Here is a 15,989-nt window from a genome sequence, read left to right as displayed (position 1 = left end):
CTAGTCGAAAAACTTTATAGATTTTAAAAGTTACAGGAGTCACTTATTTACAATGTAAACAGACTAAAAAGCGCAAAATAGGGTAGGGCAGGATAAATAGCCACCCACAAGCCCATTTTTACCACAATAATCGGAACGATGATAAAAGCTGTATGAATTACGGTCATTTGCAACCCAATATAGCTACGCTGATGATTATTGAGTTATATTTTAAAAACTCAGTGCTTTTTTAACATTATTCAGCAACCGGTCAAATCATAATCACCTTGCTCTACACTCAACGCTGACGAAGTGGCAAATGACTGTGCGCCACTAAAAGCGGAAGAATGATCAAGTGAAGACCTTGATCATTCTTCCTAAGCAAAAATAAAGATAACTCAGCAAAATTGCGTAAACTCGAAACAATGATCAAGGTAACCGATGAGCAGAGTCTCAATTCGATATGATCAAGGTTTACCGATACTTTACAGGATCTTTTTCGGATCGATGATCAAGTGTAATTTCAACACGGAAGCATGTAAATTCCTCGCTAGATTACGGGAAACATCAAGTAGAATGGGCATTTACAGAAAATAAGGTACAAAAATAGCCCAATTCATTTACCAATGCATAATCAAATCAAGAAAAACCAATTTACTTGATCATGCTTCCCTCTATTTTTTAAAAATAAAACGATATCGAATCTAAAGAAAGAACGCCCAAAGACAGACTGGCAATTGATATACCAACAATGGAAACAAATTGGACGGAATTGAATTGAGGGAAACAATGGATCAATGACACTCATGATCATGCTTCCAATGATTAAAGCGTCCAGAAATCAGGCTTTTGCAGGTTTATAACAAGCCAAAATAGAATATGATGAACAAGCAAGACCTTAGAACTAGGGTGCTGCTCAATAAATACGCTAAAGCACTGTGGATAAGTTGTTTACATTCAATGATCATGCTTTCGTCGCTTACTTGATCATGGTTCATTCATTATGTTGATCACACTTCCGTAAATCACTGATCATGTTTACGTATTCTGTATGATCATTCTTTCGAAGTAACCTTGATCATCGCTCCGAAACACTCTAAAAATTACTCTTAGTTAATCAATAACTTACAAGCAAATCAAAGCCCGGATCATTAGATCACATAATCAATAAGATCAGTTTTAAACAGAAAGATCAGTTTTAAAAAACCTCTATAATTTTTCTTTCTTTTTAGTAGAATTTTTCTTAAGCTATACGGAACAATGATTAAGTTACGATTGAATGTAGACGGATAATAAATGACCAAAGACAGTAAGATCTTAATTAAACAGCCTAGAAGTCATAAAGATGGCCATTTATTTGAAGTCAATGATGCAGCAATCGAATGGATTGAGCAGTATCAACATTTCAAAGGTGTTACCAAAAGCATCATTGAACTGCTTAACCTCATTTCGTTACGTGGCATGAGCAGCAAAGATGGATTAGTTTCTACCACAGAGCTTATTGACGCAACAGACGGACAAATTACCCGTGCAGCCATTCAGCAACGCTTACGCGCAGCAGTAAACATAGGTTTATTTGGACAAACTCCAGTCCGTTTTGAAACAGGGCTTGCTGGAAAAACCATGCTGCACAAGTTTGTAAACCCATCTCTGCTTATCACAACTTTAGGCACCGGAAGTCTACAAACCGAAACCAGTAAGAAAACGGCCAAGAAAAAGAAAACCCAAGCGCTTGCTCAAACTCATGTGAACAAACAACTGCTCAGCGAACATGGATTAAACAATCCACCCGCAATGTTAGACGAAGCCGATCAATTTGTCGTTTCTCCAACCAACTGGGCAGGGATTATTGATCAAGCATTAGCGCCACCAAGAACTCGTAAAAACTATCAAAAATCAATGGTTTCAATCTCTGGAACGCGTGCGGTGATCGAAACTCGATCTTCCAAACACATTATGACGGTAGATGATCTCATGACCTTGTTTGCGCTGTTTACCCTAACGGTGCAATACCACGATCATCATCAAGATAATTATCACATCAATGCTCAGATCGCACCAAATAAAACGCCACTGTATATCACGGATATCTTGTCTCTTAGGGGCAAAAAAGACAGTGGTCCGGCGCGTGATTCTATTCGTGACAGCATAGACAGAATCGAATACACCGATTTTCAACTGCATGAATTAACGGGGCAGTGGCTAAGCGAAAACATGCCAGAGGGCTTTAAGAGTGATCGTTTTCGTTTCTTAGCTCGAACAATCACCGCCTCTGAAGAAGCGCCAACCGAGAACGAAGCAGGTGAGATAAAAATCAAACCTAATCTCTATATTTTAGTTTGGGAGCCGTCGTTTTATGAAGAGTTGCTAACGCGTGATTATTTCTTCTTGTTCCCGCCTGAAATTTTACGTCAGCACACTTTGGTATTCCAACTGTACTCGTATTTCAGAAGCAGAATGTCGCGTCGCACCAACGACAGCATGTTACTCAGCGAATTAAATCAAAAATTAGCCAGAAACATTGAATGGCGTCGTTTTTCGATGGATTTGCTACGAGAATTAAAGAAACTGTCCAACGGTAAAGGCAATGATGAACTGTTTGTAGTGAATCTATGGGGCTATCACTTAACTCTGAGCGTTCTTGAAACCAAAGGCAAAGTGAAAGACTACCAAGTTGATATCAAATGCAACGCGGAAGAGGTAATTCGTTATGCTCGCGCTAGAACTACCAATGCCGGTAAGCGTAACATGGCACCTACCTTGCCTAACCCATTGCGCCACGAAATGGTTTCTAAGAAAAAACTCGATGAATTAGCAGAAATCATCGATGGCGAGTTTGAGCCAATTCAACGCAAGAAAACCTCTCCAAGAGGGCATTTAGGTCGTCGCGTTAAATTGCGTAAGCACTTAGTTGAGATCAACGCAGAAGAGATCACCATAAGTTTAACCAAATATACCTCTCCAGAGGCTCTTGAACGCAGTATAACGGCTTTGTCTGCAATGACAGGTCATTCACCTGTATCTATCCGAGAAGAGTGTCAGGAGCTTTTAGAGAAGCTAGATTGGCTGAGAGTGGAAGACAAAGTGGTGAGCTATGAAGCGCTGAGTCGTACCATCGAATTATATAATCAAGATTCTGAAGGTGTGCATCTTTCGATCGAGCGTTTGATCTTAGGTTTAGCGGTGCGACGTAAAGTATGTCGCCAGATCTTCGAAGGTCATTACGATGAAACCGTTATGCGAGTATTGAGAGAGATCGCATCAGGCTCTTGATCATGCTTCCGTATAGATCTTAATCCCTCGCCGTGATGTCGAGTAGATCTATGCGGATTGTTTAACTGGACGAAGGCTTGAGCGTTGGTAACGGAGATTCATTGAAAGGGTAGTGGGTTAAAAATTTAATATGCATTTCTATTTGATTTCGTAGCTCTACTTGCCACTCTTGATCATGTTGTTTTTTACAAAACTCAAAGATCAATACCATCACCTGTTCTAATTTTCGACAGCAACTGCATCGAATGTTTTGATCCACTTCGGCGCGACATACCACCGATTCTAAACGAGCTTGTGCTAAGCATAAATAAGAGTAGGCAGCGGCGATGTTCCCTTGCTCCAAATGATGCTGATAGATGCGTGCACAGCCGTCTAACCAATACCCCAATCCCTGACTTTGCTCTATCGACACTTCTGGCCCCCACAATTCTTGAGGCGCATTATTGATAAGCTGAGCAAGGGTTTCCACTTGATCATGCTTACGTACTTTATGCCAATGCGACACTTGCTGTTGCCATTGATCGAGCTGATTCACGAAAACCGTCCTCTTTGACTATATTCATAATAAGTGTAAATCAAAAACGGTTAAAATGTAGTCAAATGCAGTCTATGCCAATAAATCAAAAATGCGCTTGATAACTGCATCACATTTTGGTTCGAAAACTCTTAACAGGAAGGGGCTAGATTGATATCAATGTCGATGTCAGAAGAACTCAGCTAATAAGCAAAATAGTGAGGGTTTCTGTTACTTAGCAGTAGGGTAGAAACCCTATAAATTATTGTTATTCTAGGAGCAAAGCGATGTCTATTAATTCTATAAGCCGAGAAGAGATGCAAGATCTCGCGGGTTCGTGGGATGAATTGAACGCAACCCGCGCAACTACTTCGAATAAACAGTTAAAATCTGCAGAGGCAAGACGCCGAATAGAACAAATGCGTGAAATCAGGGAAAGTGGATTGACACTGGAAGAAGCTCGAGAGTTGGGGCTGTTGCATTAATTTTACCCCGTCACCAGGTTGGTACTTAATTTGATTAGACGCGTATTAGATTAAGTACACAGTGGCGACAAAGCGTTCCGTGATTATTGACGCAATATTAATTACGGTCTTGAAATGCATACACTATGTTGAAAGCAGTGTATGCATTTTTGTTTATATATCAAAGTATTACTGAATAAATCGCTGCGGTTTTTACGTGAGAGAAAGCCATTTTTGAATGCTGTTTTTGCCTATAAATTCAGCCACTTTACAGTGTAAATTTTCTCGTTTTTTCATCCTCTGAAAATGTGTTATATTACGCAACACGAATTCGTATAAAAAACCTCACATGTCGATAAATCTTTCTAAACTTCCTGCTGAAGACAAATACCGCGTTGAGTTAGACAAACAAGCATCTTATTTGGTGTGGAAAGTCAAAAACTCGCAGGGTACTGAACTCGATATTTCAGAGCAACGCAGCAAGCTTAAAAGCGAACAACACGTGCTTTGGTTTGATGAGTCTGTTGCGAAATATCGACAGATGATGAATTTAAAGCCAATCACAGCAGTTTAACCCAGTTAATTGCTAGGATTGGTTAAGGTAGTTTTTTGGATTACCAGCTGCGTGCTGGTGACTGTGACTTTTTCTGAGACATAGAATTAGAGAGTAGATCCCGATGGGAAGAAGTTTTGAAGTGCGCAAGGCCTCAATGGCCAAAACAGCTGGCGCAAAAATTAAAGTATATTCTAAGTACGGTAAAGAAATTTACATGTGTGCTAAGAACGGTGGTGCAGATCCAGATATGAACCTGTCGCTAAAGCATTTGATTGCTAAAGCGAAAAAAGACCAAGTTCCTGCACACGTTATCGATAAAGCTATTGATAAAGCAAGTGGTGGCGGTGGTGAAGACTACCAACCAGCACGCTACGAAGGCTTTGGCCCAGGCGGCACAAGCGTTATCGTTGACTGTCTAACCGATAACGGCAACCGTACTTTCCAAGACGTTCGCCAATGTTTTGTTAAAGTAGGCGCTAAAATCGGTGTTGAAGGTTCTGTTTCACACATGTTTGATCACCAAGCGGTATTCCAGTTTAAAGGTGAAGACGACGAAGTGATTCTAGAAGCTCTTATGATGGAAGACGTTGACGTAACTGACGTTGAGCTAGAAGACGGTGTGATCACTGTATTCGCTCCGCATACTGAGTTCTTCAAGACTAAAACAGCATTAAATGCCGCTTTCCCAGATCTAACTATGGATGTGGAAGAGATCACTTTCGTACCTCAAACTCAAACCCCAATCGCGGGTGAAGACGCAGAGAAATTCCAGAAGTTCCAAGATCTTCTTGATGACTGTGATGATGTACAGCAGGTTTACCACAACGCTGAGCTGTAATAGTTCAAGTTTAAGTAAATCGTCTTTGATCTAATGTAATGGGATTGGAGACTGTGAATTGTAGAGCAAGCTATTGGCTTGCTCTTTTTTTTTAGCATCAATTTTATTGATACGCGTGGTACCCTGAATAGAAGCACACTATAGCGATAAGCAGGAGCAAATTATGAGAGTCAGTTTTCTAGGTTTAGGGGTAATGGGATACCCAATGGCAGGTCATTTAGCGAAAGCCGGTTTTGAAGTGCGCGTTTATAACCGCACCACCAGCAAGGCTCAGCAATGGGTTGCTGACTATATTGATGAAACTGACTATATAGGGCAAGCATTTGCCACTGTTGCTGAGTGTGTTGATGGCGCGGATGTTGTTTTAGTCTGTGTCGGTAATGATGACGATGTACGCAGTGTTACTACCTCAGAAACTGGCGCATTAGCTCACATGAAAACTGGCGCCATTCTCGTCGATCACACCACCACTTCCGCCAACCTTGCTGAAGAGTTATTCGAGGCTTGCGCTAAAGCACAGTTAAGATTTATGGACGCCCCTGTATCTGGCGGTCAAGCGGGCGCAGAAAATGGTGTTCTGACTGTGATGTGTGGTGGCGAAGCATCAGACTTTGATGCGATGCAGCCCGTATTTGAGGCTTATGCGAAATCATCGGTATTGATGGGTAAAGCAGGGCAAGGTCAGCGCGCTAAAATGGTTAATCAAATCTGCATTGCTGGCGCGTTAACCGGGTTATCTGAGGGCTTATTGCTTGCTGAGAAATCAGGTTTGGATGTGCAAACGCTGGTGGATTGCCTGAAAAATGGCGCGGCAGGTTCATGGCAGATGGAAAACCGAGCGCAAACCATGGCGCAAGATAAGTTTGATTTTGGATTTGCCATTGATTGGATGATCAAAGATCTGGGTTTCTGCCTAGAAGAAGCAAAACAACATAATTTAACCCTTCCTCTTACTCAAGCCAGCACTGACGCTTATAAAGCACTATCTGCAGATGGGCTAGGGCGTATGGACACTTCAGTTTTACTAAAAGCAATTCGTAAACAAGCTGAATCTTAAGCGCTGATTCTTCATTGCACAGTAATCAATTTGTTGTTTCATCGGCAAACACTATATACTTCAGCTATTACTTCCATTATCAAATTTAACGTGCCGTCCTAGGACGGCACGTTTTTTTACTAGGAGCGGCAAATGTCTGCAAAAAAAGAAATCCAAAACCTGAACAACCGAATCGATAAATACAAACATAAACTTGCCGCGGCAATTGAAAGACGCGACCAATCTATCATTCAACAATTTGAAAGAGAGATGGCGAAATTAGAAAAGCAAGTTGCTCAGCTTAAGCACAAAGAAAGCTACGATCTTAACAAAGAGCGTAAAGAGCTTTCTGACAAACCATTTTCTCGCCCTATCACTAAGCAAGAGCAGGCCGATATGGGTCAACTTAAGCGTCGTGTGAAAGGACTGGTTGTCGTGCACCCATTAACTAAATTGGGTAAAGCATTACGTGTTGATGAAGTAACCGGTTTTGCTGATAAAGAGTTTTAATCACTTTTAACCTATCAAAAATGAGATTTAAACTTGCTGATTTCATTGGTTCAAGTAAAATATGCTTCCGGTTAAAAAATAATCAGATAGCAAGGTATCAATGAAAGAGCACGTGATAGTCACCGTCTCCACTGTGGATGGTACGCGTCATTTCCAGCTAGGAAAAATATTACAGCGTTGTCTTAAAACCTTCGGTTATTTCATGGTGGCAGCAATTATTGCTGCCTGTGTGTCTATTTATTATCTCAATAACGAAGTTGAATTTGCGGTTTCTAAACAAACAGAGTTGCAGAACCGCTCTTTAAAACTCAGTGAAGAAGTCGAACATTTACAAAATCTAAAACTGGAACTCGAAGGCGATCTGGGGGCTCGTGAAGAACGATTACAGCAAGTGTCTGATAGGTTAGGGGATTTAGAAGTTGTACTTGGGGTATCTGATAAAGACGGTGAGCTGGAAAGTCGTTTAGATGCCGCCGCAGTTACTTCATCTGTTCGCCTTAATATGTTGAACAATATTCCTAACGGCTCACCTGTTGGGGATGTGCGAGTATCTTCACACTACGGCTACCGTATCCACCCTAAAACGGGCAAAAAGACCTTACACCGCGGCATTGATTATGCGGTGAATACTGGGGCGCCTGTGTATGCCTCCGCTGATGGTGTGGTTGAAGTCGTTAGGCCAAGTGATGTGGGCTCGGGTAATTTCTTGAGACTGCAACACTCATACGGTTTTTCAAGTTCATACTCTCATCTACAAAAGTTCAAAGTGAAATCGGGTGATTTTGTCGAAAAAGGACAGTTGATCGCTTATTCGGGCAATACCGGTTTTTCAACCGGTCCGCACCTTCACTATGAAATTCGCTTTGTGGGACGCGCCCTTGATCCGCTAGCATTTCATGAATGGAGCGCCGACAACTTTGAATCGCTTTTTGAAAAAGAACGTGGCATCCGCTGGGATTCTTTGGTGGCAAAAATAGAAAGTCGAGCTAGCAATCAGCTTAAGCTCTCTTCGAATAAGTCCTATAAAGCGAACTCAGCAGCTACTGACGAAACCGCAGCGCAATAAACTGCGTTCTTATGTAATTGTGTATTTTAAGGTCTTACAGGCTTTCCTGTGAGGCCTTTTTTAGTGCTTGCGAGCAGGCAGCTGTTGCCAGTAGTGCTTCTTCTCTATCGGGATGGTTTTTAGCAAGTCAGGGATCTCCACTTCAAATACAATGGATTCTTGCCATTTATCTAGAGGATAGGCCGATTTAGTGACTGGATGGGTTCGCATCAGTTGTTCTACCAAGCCTTTTTCATTGGCTCGGATCAGCCCTGTTTCTATGCGATAAGCCAGTAAGAAGTTTTTATGACTGGTAAAGAAGAATAGCGGCACAGTGTAGTGCAGCAATACTTTATCAAATGCCAGTAAAGGTTTATCAGGATTGGCTGCGTTGTAGGCTTTGAGTTCACCATAGCCCTCGGTAATGGCGCGAGGAAAGTAATCACATCTTTCATTGTTCAGAAAATCAAACATGGTTTCAAATTTGTCTACTCGAATGACGTTATAGCCCTGATCTTCGAGAATTTTGGAATCTGGCCACGCTGAACCCTGACAGGCTTTTAGTGCTTTGAGTTGTTCAGGGCGTTTTATGGCTAAAAACTTGGCTTCATCTTCTGGGCGAATCAACATCATGCGGTAACCAAGCAGTCCCATCAATAAGGGAAATCGAGCCGCGCGAAATTGCACTTCTCGTTTGACGGTTGGCGCTGAGGCGACTGTATCTAAAATATCTTCAATATCCAGCAATGGCAGCACTAAATTTTGCCCCAATTGTATTGGCATAAAGTCTAATTTCGCAGGGCCAAAATCATGTTCAGTTTCTTTGATAGCAATTTCTAACAGTGACACCAGATAGCTGTGTGAGACATCTTCTGCAGATTGTTTTGGCGCCATGCGTATGATGCGTGGCTGTTGGGTGGACAGTTCGCTGGGCTGGGCTGTGTCAGAATAAGCAGGAAAACTGAAGGTTAATGTAAACAGCGATAGCAATGCGACTATCGACAACGTCAATGTCGAAAATTGAAACCTTGTTAACGTTAATGTGTGGGTCAATGTTAGCGTAGGTGTCACCAGATCATCCTCTTTGATATATGCAACAGCAGTCCATGTTTTATTAGTGTAGCAAAGCTTTGAAAATTAACATGAAAGCTCATACTTTGCTGATTTTGAACTAAGCTATATTGAGTTGATTTATGGATGAAATGAGCAAGTATTTTTAGTGCTCAGAGAAAGGGACTGTCCGTGGCGAAATATATTCAATGGATTCTTGTAGTCGTTTGGTTTGGGTGCTCGTTTCCTGCGCTTTCTGATGCCCAGGTTCATGAGAAACAAGTTCATGAGAAACAGATTAATGAAAAACAGGCTAATGACGTTCAGGTAAAAGATAGCGGAGCTAGCGAAAGCGAACAATTGCCTGCACACTTAGTGCCGTGGGTCGAAAAACACCCAGTGGTTAGATATAGCCCATCATTTGATCTGCATCCGGATGATTTTATTAATGCGCAGGGTCTACACAGCGGTTTTGCTAGCGAGCTGTATGCGGCATTAGACAGGGTACTTCCAGTACGTTTTATTGCCGATAATACGCGCAATTGGAATCAACAATTGGCGGCGTTAGATCAAGGGCAAACCGATATCTTAGCCGTATGTAGTCGCAACCATGAACGTGAGAGTCGATTTTTATTCTCGGAACCCATTGCCATGCAAGCCCCTGGTTTTTTGATTAATAAAGACTCGCCACAACTTGCGGATATCAATAATTGGGACAGTTCTACCATTGTTGGCACCATACAAGGTAGCGCACTACAAAATCACATTAAATCAGCCTTAGATAGAATTCAGCTCACTTACACGGTCGATAATGAGCAATCGGTAAACTTAGTTGCCAACGGCACGATTAATGTATTTCTTGCGTACCAATCGAGCATGCATTATTGGGCTAAGGTCGGTAGCTTAGATTCAGTACAGTTCATTCCGTTTCCTAATACGCTTCCCGATGTCAGTACTTTTTGCGTGCGTAAAGATGCTCCTGAGTTGGTCGAATTGATCAATTGGGGACTTAAACAAATAGGCGCAGCAAAACTCGAAGAAATGAGAAGCAAATGGTACTCGAATAAACTGGGCGCTTCCGAGCAACTGTTTGAACAAACCATTGATCATGATGAGTCGTTGTGGCGCGTTGAAAAGATGCGTTGGACTTTCTTTATCATGTTCATCTCCCTTGCGCTGTTCGTTCTGATATGGACCATTTGGCTACAAAAAAGAAAACTATTTCATGAGTTCTTTGGCTCAGCAAACCAAATTAAGATTTTTATCAGTCTGACTATTTCTATCTGTATTGCTTTTATCGTCTCTATCTCCTTGGCTTTAAATACTCTAAAGCAAAGTGAAATAGAAAATTATCAAATCCAGCTCGATCTTGCCCAAGACGGCGCTAAAAACTTGTTATATGAATGGGTTGCGGAAAAACGCGCCTTAGTTAAGTTGATATTGACCCCTGAGTTTTCCATTTTATCTGAAATCTTAGGGCAGTTATCAGCCATTACCGATGATCAAGTAGAGCGCGCTGCATTACTCCGAGAAACTCCTGTGTTGGCTAAGGTTCGTCAGTTTGTGTATGACCGCGCTTTATTGTCATCCAATTCCGGCTTTTATGTTATTGGCGAAGGTAACATTACTCTAGCATCAGACAGAGATAGCGACTTAGGCACGCCAAATTTACTGTTTGAAAAAGCGCCAAATTTACTTGCGCGAGTATGGGATGGTGAGGTGGTGCTAGTGCCTCCGGTACATACACAGTTACAGTCTATGACTGGAGCCATAGAGGGTGCGCCTGATGCCGCGATGTTTTTGCTAAGTCCGATAGCCAATAGTGCGGGGCGAGTGGTGGCAATCTTTGCATTGGGGATTGACCCAAGAGCGGGCTTTTCTAACCTATTTCGTATTTCTAATATTGGGCGCACGGGTGAGCAATTTGCTATTAGCCGTGAAGGCGTCATGCTTAGCCGAAATCGCTTTGAATCTAAGCTACTAGAAGATGGAATTTTGGGTGATAACCTGACCTCCATTCTTTCCATTACTATGGATTCTAAGTTGTTAGAGCAGACTTTTGCCCTGCATCCGCTAGATGTGGAAAACGACACTAACTTAGAGAATTACCAAGATTACCTAGGAAAACAAGTGATGGGATCATGGCGCTGGATCCCAGATGTTGAGATAGGCATAGTGGCACAAATTGATATGGATGAAGTGTTCAGTGATTATTACGCCACCCGAGAAGTATTGCTGGGGTTGTTGATCATCGCTCTGATTGTGATTATCGCGATTGCCTCTTTTATGATGTTTGTTGGCCGTCGATCCTATCTGCTTTCACAACGATCTAAGTCAGAGCTTGAAGAGTTAGTCCAAACCCGCACCTCAGAGCTTGAACAAAACCAGCAACTGCTTTCTATTTCCGAGAAAAATACCAAAGCCATGATGCAAGAAGCCCCGTCAGCCATTTTGATGGAGGATGATAAGGGGGAGATCATTCAGGTCAACCTTGCCGCCAGTCAGCTCTTGGAAAAATCAGAATCTGAGCTACTTAACAGCAGTTTTGCGCAGTTGTTCTCTGCTGATATTGAAAAGAAAGTCAAAGAAGCGATGGATAGGTTTTGGTTAAAAAACGAACCTATTGAGCTACTAAAAGATCAACAGCTGACCTTAAATTCCTCTAGTGGTGAGTTGGTTTACTTAAAGGTCATGTTAACGCCTATTTTGTTATCTAGCGGGCGTTTTACCCTTATCTCGATTCAGGATGTTACCTCGCTCATTAGCGCCGCCAACGCCATGAAAGAGGCCAGCAATGCCAAATCTAATTTCTTAGCCAATATGAGCCATGAAATAAGAACGCCGATGAATGCCATTATTGGCATGTCTTATCTGGCCTTACAAACTGAGCTCAATGATAAAGCGCGAAACTATATCAGCAAGGTCAATGGCGCAGCTGAATCACTACTGAGGATCATTAACGATATTCTTGATTTTTCTAAAATTGAAGCGGGTAAGCTGGTGGTTGAAAGGGTTAATTTTAATCTCGACAACATCTTAGAGAGCTTAGCGGATGTACTTTCACTCAAAGTGGAAGAGAAGAAACTGGAACTGCTGTTTGACGTTGATCCTAATATTCCTAAAGAGCTTGAGGGGGACCCATTACGCTTAAATCAAGTGCTGCTCAATCTAGGCTCAAATGCGGTCAAATTTACCCACTCAGGCGAGATTTTGATCTCGGTGAAAATGCTTACTTGGCAAGGCAGTCGCTGCCAACTGCAATTTTCGGTGCAAGATACCGGGATTGGCATGACGCCGAAACAGCAGTCGCAGTTGTTCCAATCTTTTACTCAGGCGGATACATCGACCACCAGAAAATATGGCGGCACAGGGCTTGGGCTAAGTATCTCTAGTAAGCTAGTTGAGTTGATGGAAGGGAGTATTAGCGCCACGAGCAAGCCTGATCAAGGCAGTTGCTTTACGTTTGATATTTGGGTCGGGGTCAACCAAAGCAAACCGGATAACAAAGAGCACTATAGCCTTTATGGCATGAAAGTACTGGTGATCGATGATAACCCCGTCGCCCTTGGCGTGATTCGTGATTTGATCAAAAGTTTGGGAGCCAATGTTTCGGTGGCTAGCAGCGGTTCGCAGGCTCTAGATATTTGTAACAAAGAGGGTGGCAGGTTTGATTTAGCAATTATTGATTATGACATGCCACAACTTGACGGCGTGGAAACTAGCCAGCAACTTAAATCAATCAATGACAAGAAGCTAAATACCTGCCTGATGGTGGCCGCCAGTGTGACAGAGGATAGCTCTGTTTTGCAAAATAACCCCTATGTTGATTTTGTGGTGCGTAAACCTCTGACCGCATCGAGTTTATTTGATGCCATTGTCGATTTGCCACAAATCGATAGCGATCTGCCTACGCTTGAGCAAGCCTCGATCGAGTCTCAAGCAAAAGTATCATTATCAGGGATTAAGTTATTACTTGTTGAAGATAACGATCTCAACCAAGAAATCGCCGTCACCTTGCTTGAAGCAGAGTCAATAGAAGTTGAAGTCGCCATTAACGGTAAGCAAGCCTTAGATAAAGTGCAACAGGGTAGCTTTGATGGCATTTTAATGGATATACAAATGCCCTTAATGGACGGTTATTCAGCCACGAAACACCTTCGAGAGATGGGAGTGACTGTACCTATTATTGCGATGACCGCCAATGCCATGTCAGGCGATAGAGAGAAAGCCCTGCAAGCAGGAATGGATGACTATATCTCTAAGCCTATTGATGTCGCAGAGATGTTCAAAGTGCTCACGCGTTGGTTTGCTAAAGGAAATAGCACCAGTGTCGAGCCGGATATCAATCAGAATAGTTGTGATAACGTTCGTATTGATAGTAAAGAACAGCATGTGACGCTTTCACAACAAGCAGGGCTTGCCTACTGCAATGGAAACCAAGAATTATATGGACGCATTTTATTGCGCTTTACTCAAGGGCAGAGCGATTTCTTAAATCAGTTCAATAATGCTTGGTCGGAACTTGATTGGGAGTATTCAACCCGCCTTGCGCACACACTAAAGGCTAATGCCGCCAATATAGGCGCACAGCAGTTGCAACAGCTTGCCTCCGAGCTGGAAACATCGGCTGAGTTAAAGGCCGATAGCGAACGAATAATGAGTCAGCTCGATGAAATTACCTTAGAACTGGCAAAAGTAATGAATGAGATTAAGCCTCTGCTAGTAACGCCGCAGACAGCAGAGGTAATCGCTGAGGATTTACAAACAGAGGTGATAGAAAATAGTGCCGAAGTAGCGCAAGGGATAAAACAACTGCAAACACAGCTGTTAGCATTTAGTAGTGAGGCGAAAACTCAGTGTAAAGACTTACTCGAGAAGAACCTACCTGCCGATGTACGAAAGGTACTGATTGAAGTGGATAATGCGCTAAATGGCTATGACTTTATCTCGGCAGCTGAGCTAATTAAGTTACTGAAATCAGAATAGACTTAACGTATATGACGCTGAAATAACAAACGCTCCCCTAAAAAGGGGAGCGAAATAGCTTAAGAGTGGAAGCTTTCAAGCTCCGAAATCGTGGTTTGTGATACTAAAGTGCCATCCATATAAAAGCGCACGTTTTGCCCTTCCTTGATGCCAGTTAGGGTTGCCGTATCTCCGTTTTGGTACAGAATATCCATTTGCACTGTATTCTCGTCAATTTGCACCATCTCGCCTGTTTCGATAGTTCGAGTATTAGAGATTGGTCCTATAGGCGCATCAGTAAGGCTTGGGTCTAGCTCATCGTTCATTTCAAAGTGAGTCTCCACTTTTGAATCAAAGATGTGTGGCGAGCCACTAATCGGGTTTTTACCTGTCCAGAATTCTAGTGAGTTGAACACCACATAATCGGCGGCAGTGGTAATGCCATAAACTGGCGCTAGTAAAAAGTTCACCCCCGCTCTCGCATATCGGTTATCAACAACTTCAACGTTAAATTTCATGACTTTGCCTGTAATGGCATTGCTACCAATACAACCCGTGAGTGCTGATGCCAAAACTGTTAATCCAATTACTTTAAGAGCGATTTTCTTCATTACATTACCTGTTTTAATTAAAAGTGTTTGTCGTCGGAACAGGTGTAGTATCGGCCAGATTCGCTGGTGGCTTTTACCATATTATGCCACTTGGTGTATCGGGCAGAGTTTTTGTTTTTATTGCTTTGGAGAGCAAAATAACTACAGAGTAAATATGTTTAAGGATGTTCTATTCTCTGGAGAAAACAGAAGAAAGCTGTTATATATCAATGAAGTGAAATTATAAGTTACTTAATTGTTAGCTTATTAATGTGGCGTGTTCGTTTAGGAGTAAGACCTAATATGGAAATACAAATCCGCCGCTCAGAAGCAACAGATGCAAGAGCAATCAAAGAAATATATGAATTTGAAAATGCTTACAGTGGCACCTTGCAACTACCACACCCTTCAATTGAGTTGTGGGAAAAGCGCATTTCGAATATTCCGGATCATGTTCATTCCTATGTCGCTATGCTTGATGGTGAAATTGTCGGTAATTTAGGTCTTATGTTGGAAACCAATCCGAGGCGTAGGCATGTTGCTACTTTTGGTATGGGTGTGAAAGATCATATGCAAGGTTACGGTGTTGGTAGCGCTCTACTGGCAACGGCTATTGATCTTGCTGATAATTGGTTAGATTTAAAAAGAATAGAACTGACTGTGTACGTGGATAATGAGCGAGCGCTGAGTTTATACAAAAAGTTCGGCTTCACGATTGAAGGGGAGTCTAAGGCTTTTGCTTTTCGTAACGGTGAATACGTTAGTGTTTATCAAATGGCGAGAATCAAAGTCTGAGCTTAACCAGACCCTACCGGAATTATAATGAAGATACATTACCTCGAAATCGTGACCCCAGATGTTGAGTCTGTTTGTAAAGCGTATGAACTATCGCAAAATGTCAGCTTTGGCGCTCCAGATGCACTGCTAGGTGGGGCGAGAACAAGTGTGTTGTCTGATGGCAGTATTATTGGTGTTCGTGCTCCATTGCGTGAAACAGAAACGCCAGTTGTTCGCCCATATTGGCTAGTCGATGACATTGAAAAAGCGGTATCTGAGGTTGAAATGCAAGGAGCTATAATTGCGGTTCCGCCACTGGAAATTCCAGCTAAAGGCCAGTTTGCTATTTATATTCTAGGGTCTATTGAGCAGGGGTTTTGGCAGTTGTAAGC

13 protein-coding genes are annotated in these 15,989 nt (G+C 42.2%); 10 read left to right on the top strand and 3 right to left on the bottom strand.

Features of this window, described 5'->3' with window-relative positions:
- Nucleotides 1–1,275: 1,275 nt before the first annotated feature.
- Nucleotides 1,276–3,252 (top strand): replication initiator protein RctB domain-containing protein, encoded by a 1,977-nt coding sequence (locus OCU38_RS13545; RefSeq protein ID WP_261824747.1) that lies wholly within the window; start codon nucleotides 1,276–1,278, stop codon nucleotides 3,250–3,252.
- 61 nt (nucleotides 3,253–3,313) lie between these two features.
- On the opposite strand, the gene OCU38_RS13540 is transcribed toward OCU38_RS13545, so the two are convergent.
- The gene (locus OCU38_RS13540) at nucleotides 3,314–3,787 is read right to left on the bottom strand and encodes a hypothetical protein (RefSeq protein ID WP_261824746.1); all 474 of its coding nucleotides are present in this window, start codon (nucleotides 3,785–3,787) and stop codon (nucleotides 3,314–3,316) included.
- A 266-nt stretch (nucleotides 3,788–4,053) separates the two neighbouring features.
- Between OCU38_RS13540 and OCU38_RS13535 the strand changes: the two genes are divergently transcribed.
- The 6 genes from OCU38_RS13535 (at nucleotide 4,054) to OCU38_RS13510 (ending at nucleotide 8,236) form a co-directional block, all read left to right on the top strand.
- A complete protein-coding gene (locus OCU38_RS13535) occupies nucleotides 4,054–4,251 on the top strand; it encodes a PA3496 family putative envelope integrity protein (protein WP_152820205.1) in 198 nt (65 codons plus the stop codon).
- A 328-nt stretch (nucleotides 4,252–4,579) separates the two neighbouring features.
- Nucleotides 4,580–4,804, top strand: a complete 225-nt coding sequence (locus OCU38_RS13530) for a DUF3283 family protein (RefSeq protein ID WP_021714478.1) — start codon at nucleotides 4,580–4,582, stop codon at nucleotides 4,802–4,804.
- A 103-nt stretch (nucleotides 4,805–4,907) separates the two neighbouring features.
- The gene (locus OCU38_RS13525) at nucleotides 4,908–5,624 is read left to right on the top strand and encodes a YebC/PmpR family DNA-binding transcriptional regulator (RefSeq protein ID WP_261824745.1); all 717 of its coding nucleotides are present in this window, start codon (nucleotides 4,908–4,910) and stop codon (nucleotides 5,622–5,624) included.
- A 163-nt stretch (nucleotides 5,625–5,787) separates the two neighbouring features.
- On the top strand, nucleotides 5,788–6,681 hold the full coding sequence (locus tag OCU38_RS13520; protein ID WP_261824744.1) for an NAD(P)-dependent oxidoreductase: 894 nt from the start codon (nucleotides 5,788–5,790) through the stop codon (nucleotides 6,679–6,681).
- Nucleotides 6,682–6,813: 132 nt separating this feature from the next.
- Nucleotides 6,814–7,170 (top strand): YibL family ribosome-associated protein, encoded by a 357-nt coding sequence (locus OCU38_RS13515; protein ID WP_261824743.1) that lies wholly within the window; start codon nucleotides 6,814–6,816, stop codon nucleotides 7,168–7,170.
- A gap of 100 nt (nucleotides 7,171–7,270) precedes the next feature.
- Nucleotides 7,271–8,236 carry a M23 family metallopeptidase gene (locus OCU38_RS13510; RefSeq protein ID WP_261824742.1) on the top strand — a complete coding sequence of 322 codons (966 nt, stop codon included), beginning with the start codon at nucleotides 7,271–7,273 and terminating at the stop codon, nucleotides 8,234–8,236.
- 60 nt (nucleotides 8,237–8,296) lie between these two features.
- Here OCU38_RS13510 and OCU38_RS13505 read toward each other — a convergent pair whose 3' ends face one another.
- A complete protein-coding gene (locus tag OCU38_RS13505; RefSeq protein ID WP_261824741.1) occupies nucleotides 8,297–9,109 on the bottom strand; it encodes a hypothetical protein in 813 nt (270 codons plus the stop codon).
- A 348-nt stretch (nucleotides 9,110–9,457) separates the two neighbouring features.
- On the opposite strand from OCU38_RS13505, the gene OCU38_RS13500 reads away from it, so the two are divergent.
- Nucleotides 9,458–14,251 carry a response regulator gene (locus OCU38_RS13500; RefSeq protein ID WP_261824740.1) on the top strand — a complete coding sequence of 1,598 codons (4,794 nt, stop codon included), beginning with the start codon at nucleotides 9,458–9,460 and terminating at the stop codon, nucleotides 14,249–14,251.
- A 59-nt stretch (nucleotides 14,252–14,310) separates the two neighbouring features.
- Here the strand turns inward: OCU38_RS13500 and OCU38_RS13495 are convergent, their stop codons facing one another.
- Nucleotides 14,311–14,841: a DUF3332 domain-containing protein gene (locus OCU38_RS13495; RefSeq protein ID WP_261824739.1), complete on the bottom strand. Its 531-nt coding sequence runs from the start codon at nucleotides 14,839–14,841 to the stop codon at nucleotides 14,311–14,313.
- Nucleotides 14,842–15,123: 282 nt separating this feature from the next.
- On the opposite strand from OCU38_RS13495, the gene OCU38_RS13490 reads away from it, so the two are divergent.
- Together OCU38_RS13490 and OCU38_RS13485 are read left to right on the top strand one after the other, a co-directional pair.
- Nucleotides 15,124–15,615, top strand: coding sequence for a GNAT family N-acetyltransferase (locus OCU38_RS13490; RefSeq protein ID WP_261824738.1), 492 nt, complete (start codon nucleotides 15,124–15,126; stop codon nucleotides 15,613–15,615).
- A 27-nt stretch (nucleotides 15,616–15,642) separates the two neighbouring features.
- Nucleotides 15,643–15,987 (top strand): VOC family protein, encoded by a 345-nt coding sequence (locus tag OCU38_RS13485; RefSeq protein WP_261824737.1) that lies wholly within the window; start codon nucleotides 15,643–15,645, stop codon nucleotides 15,985–15,987.
- Nucleotides 15,988–15,989: the final 2 nt, after the last annotated feature.

Origin of the sequence: Vibrio neonatus (assembly GCF_024346975.1) — a bacterium.
In the GTDB taxonomy this organism is placed as follows: Bacteria; Pseudomonadota; Gammaproteobacteria; order Enterobacterales; family Vibrionaceae; genus Vibrio; species Vibrio neonatus.
Note: the sequence above shows the minus strand (reverse complement) of the source record. Positions and strands in the feature narration are given on the sequence as shown.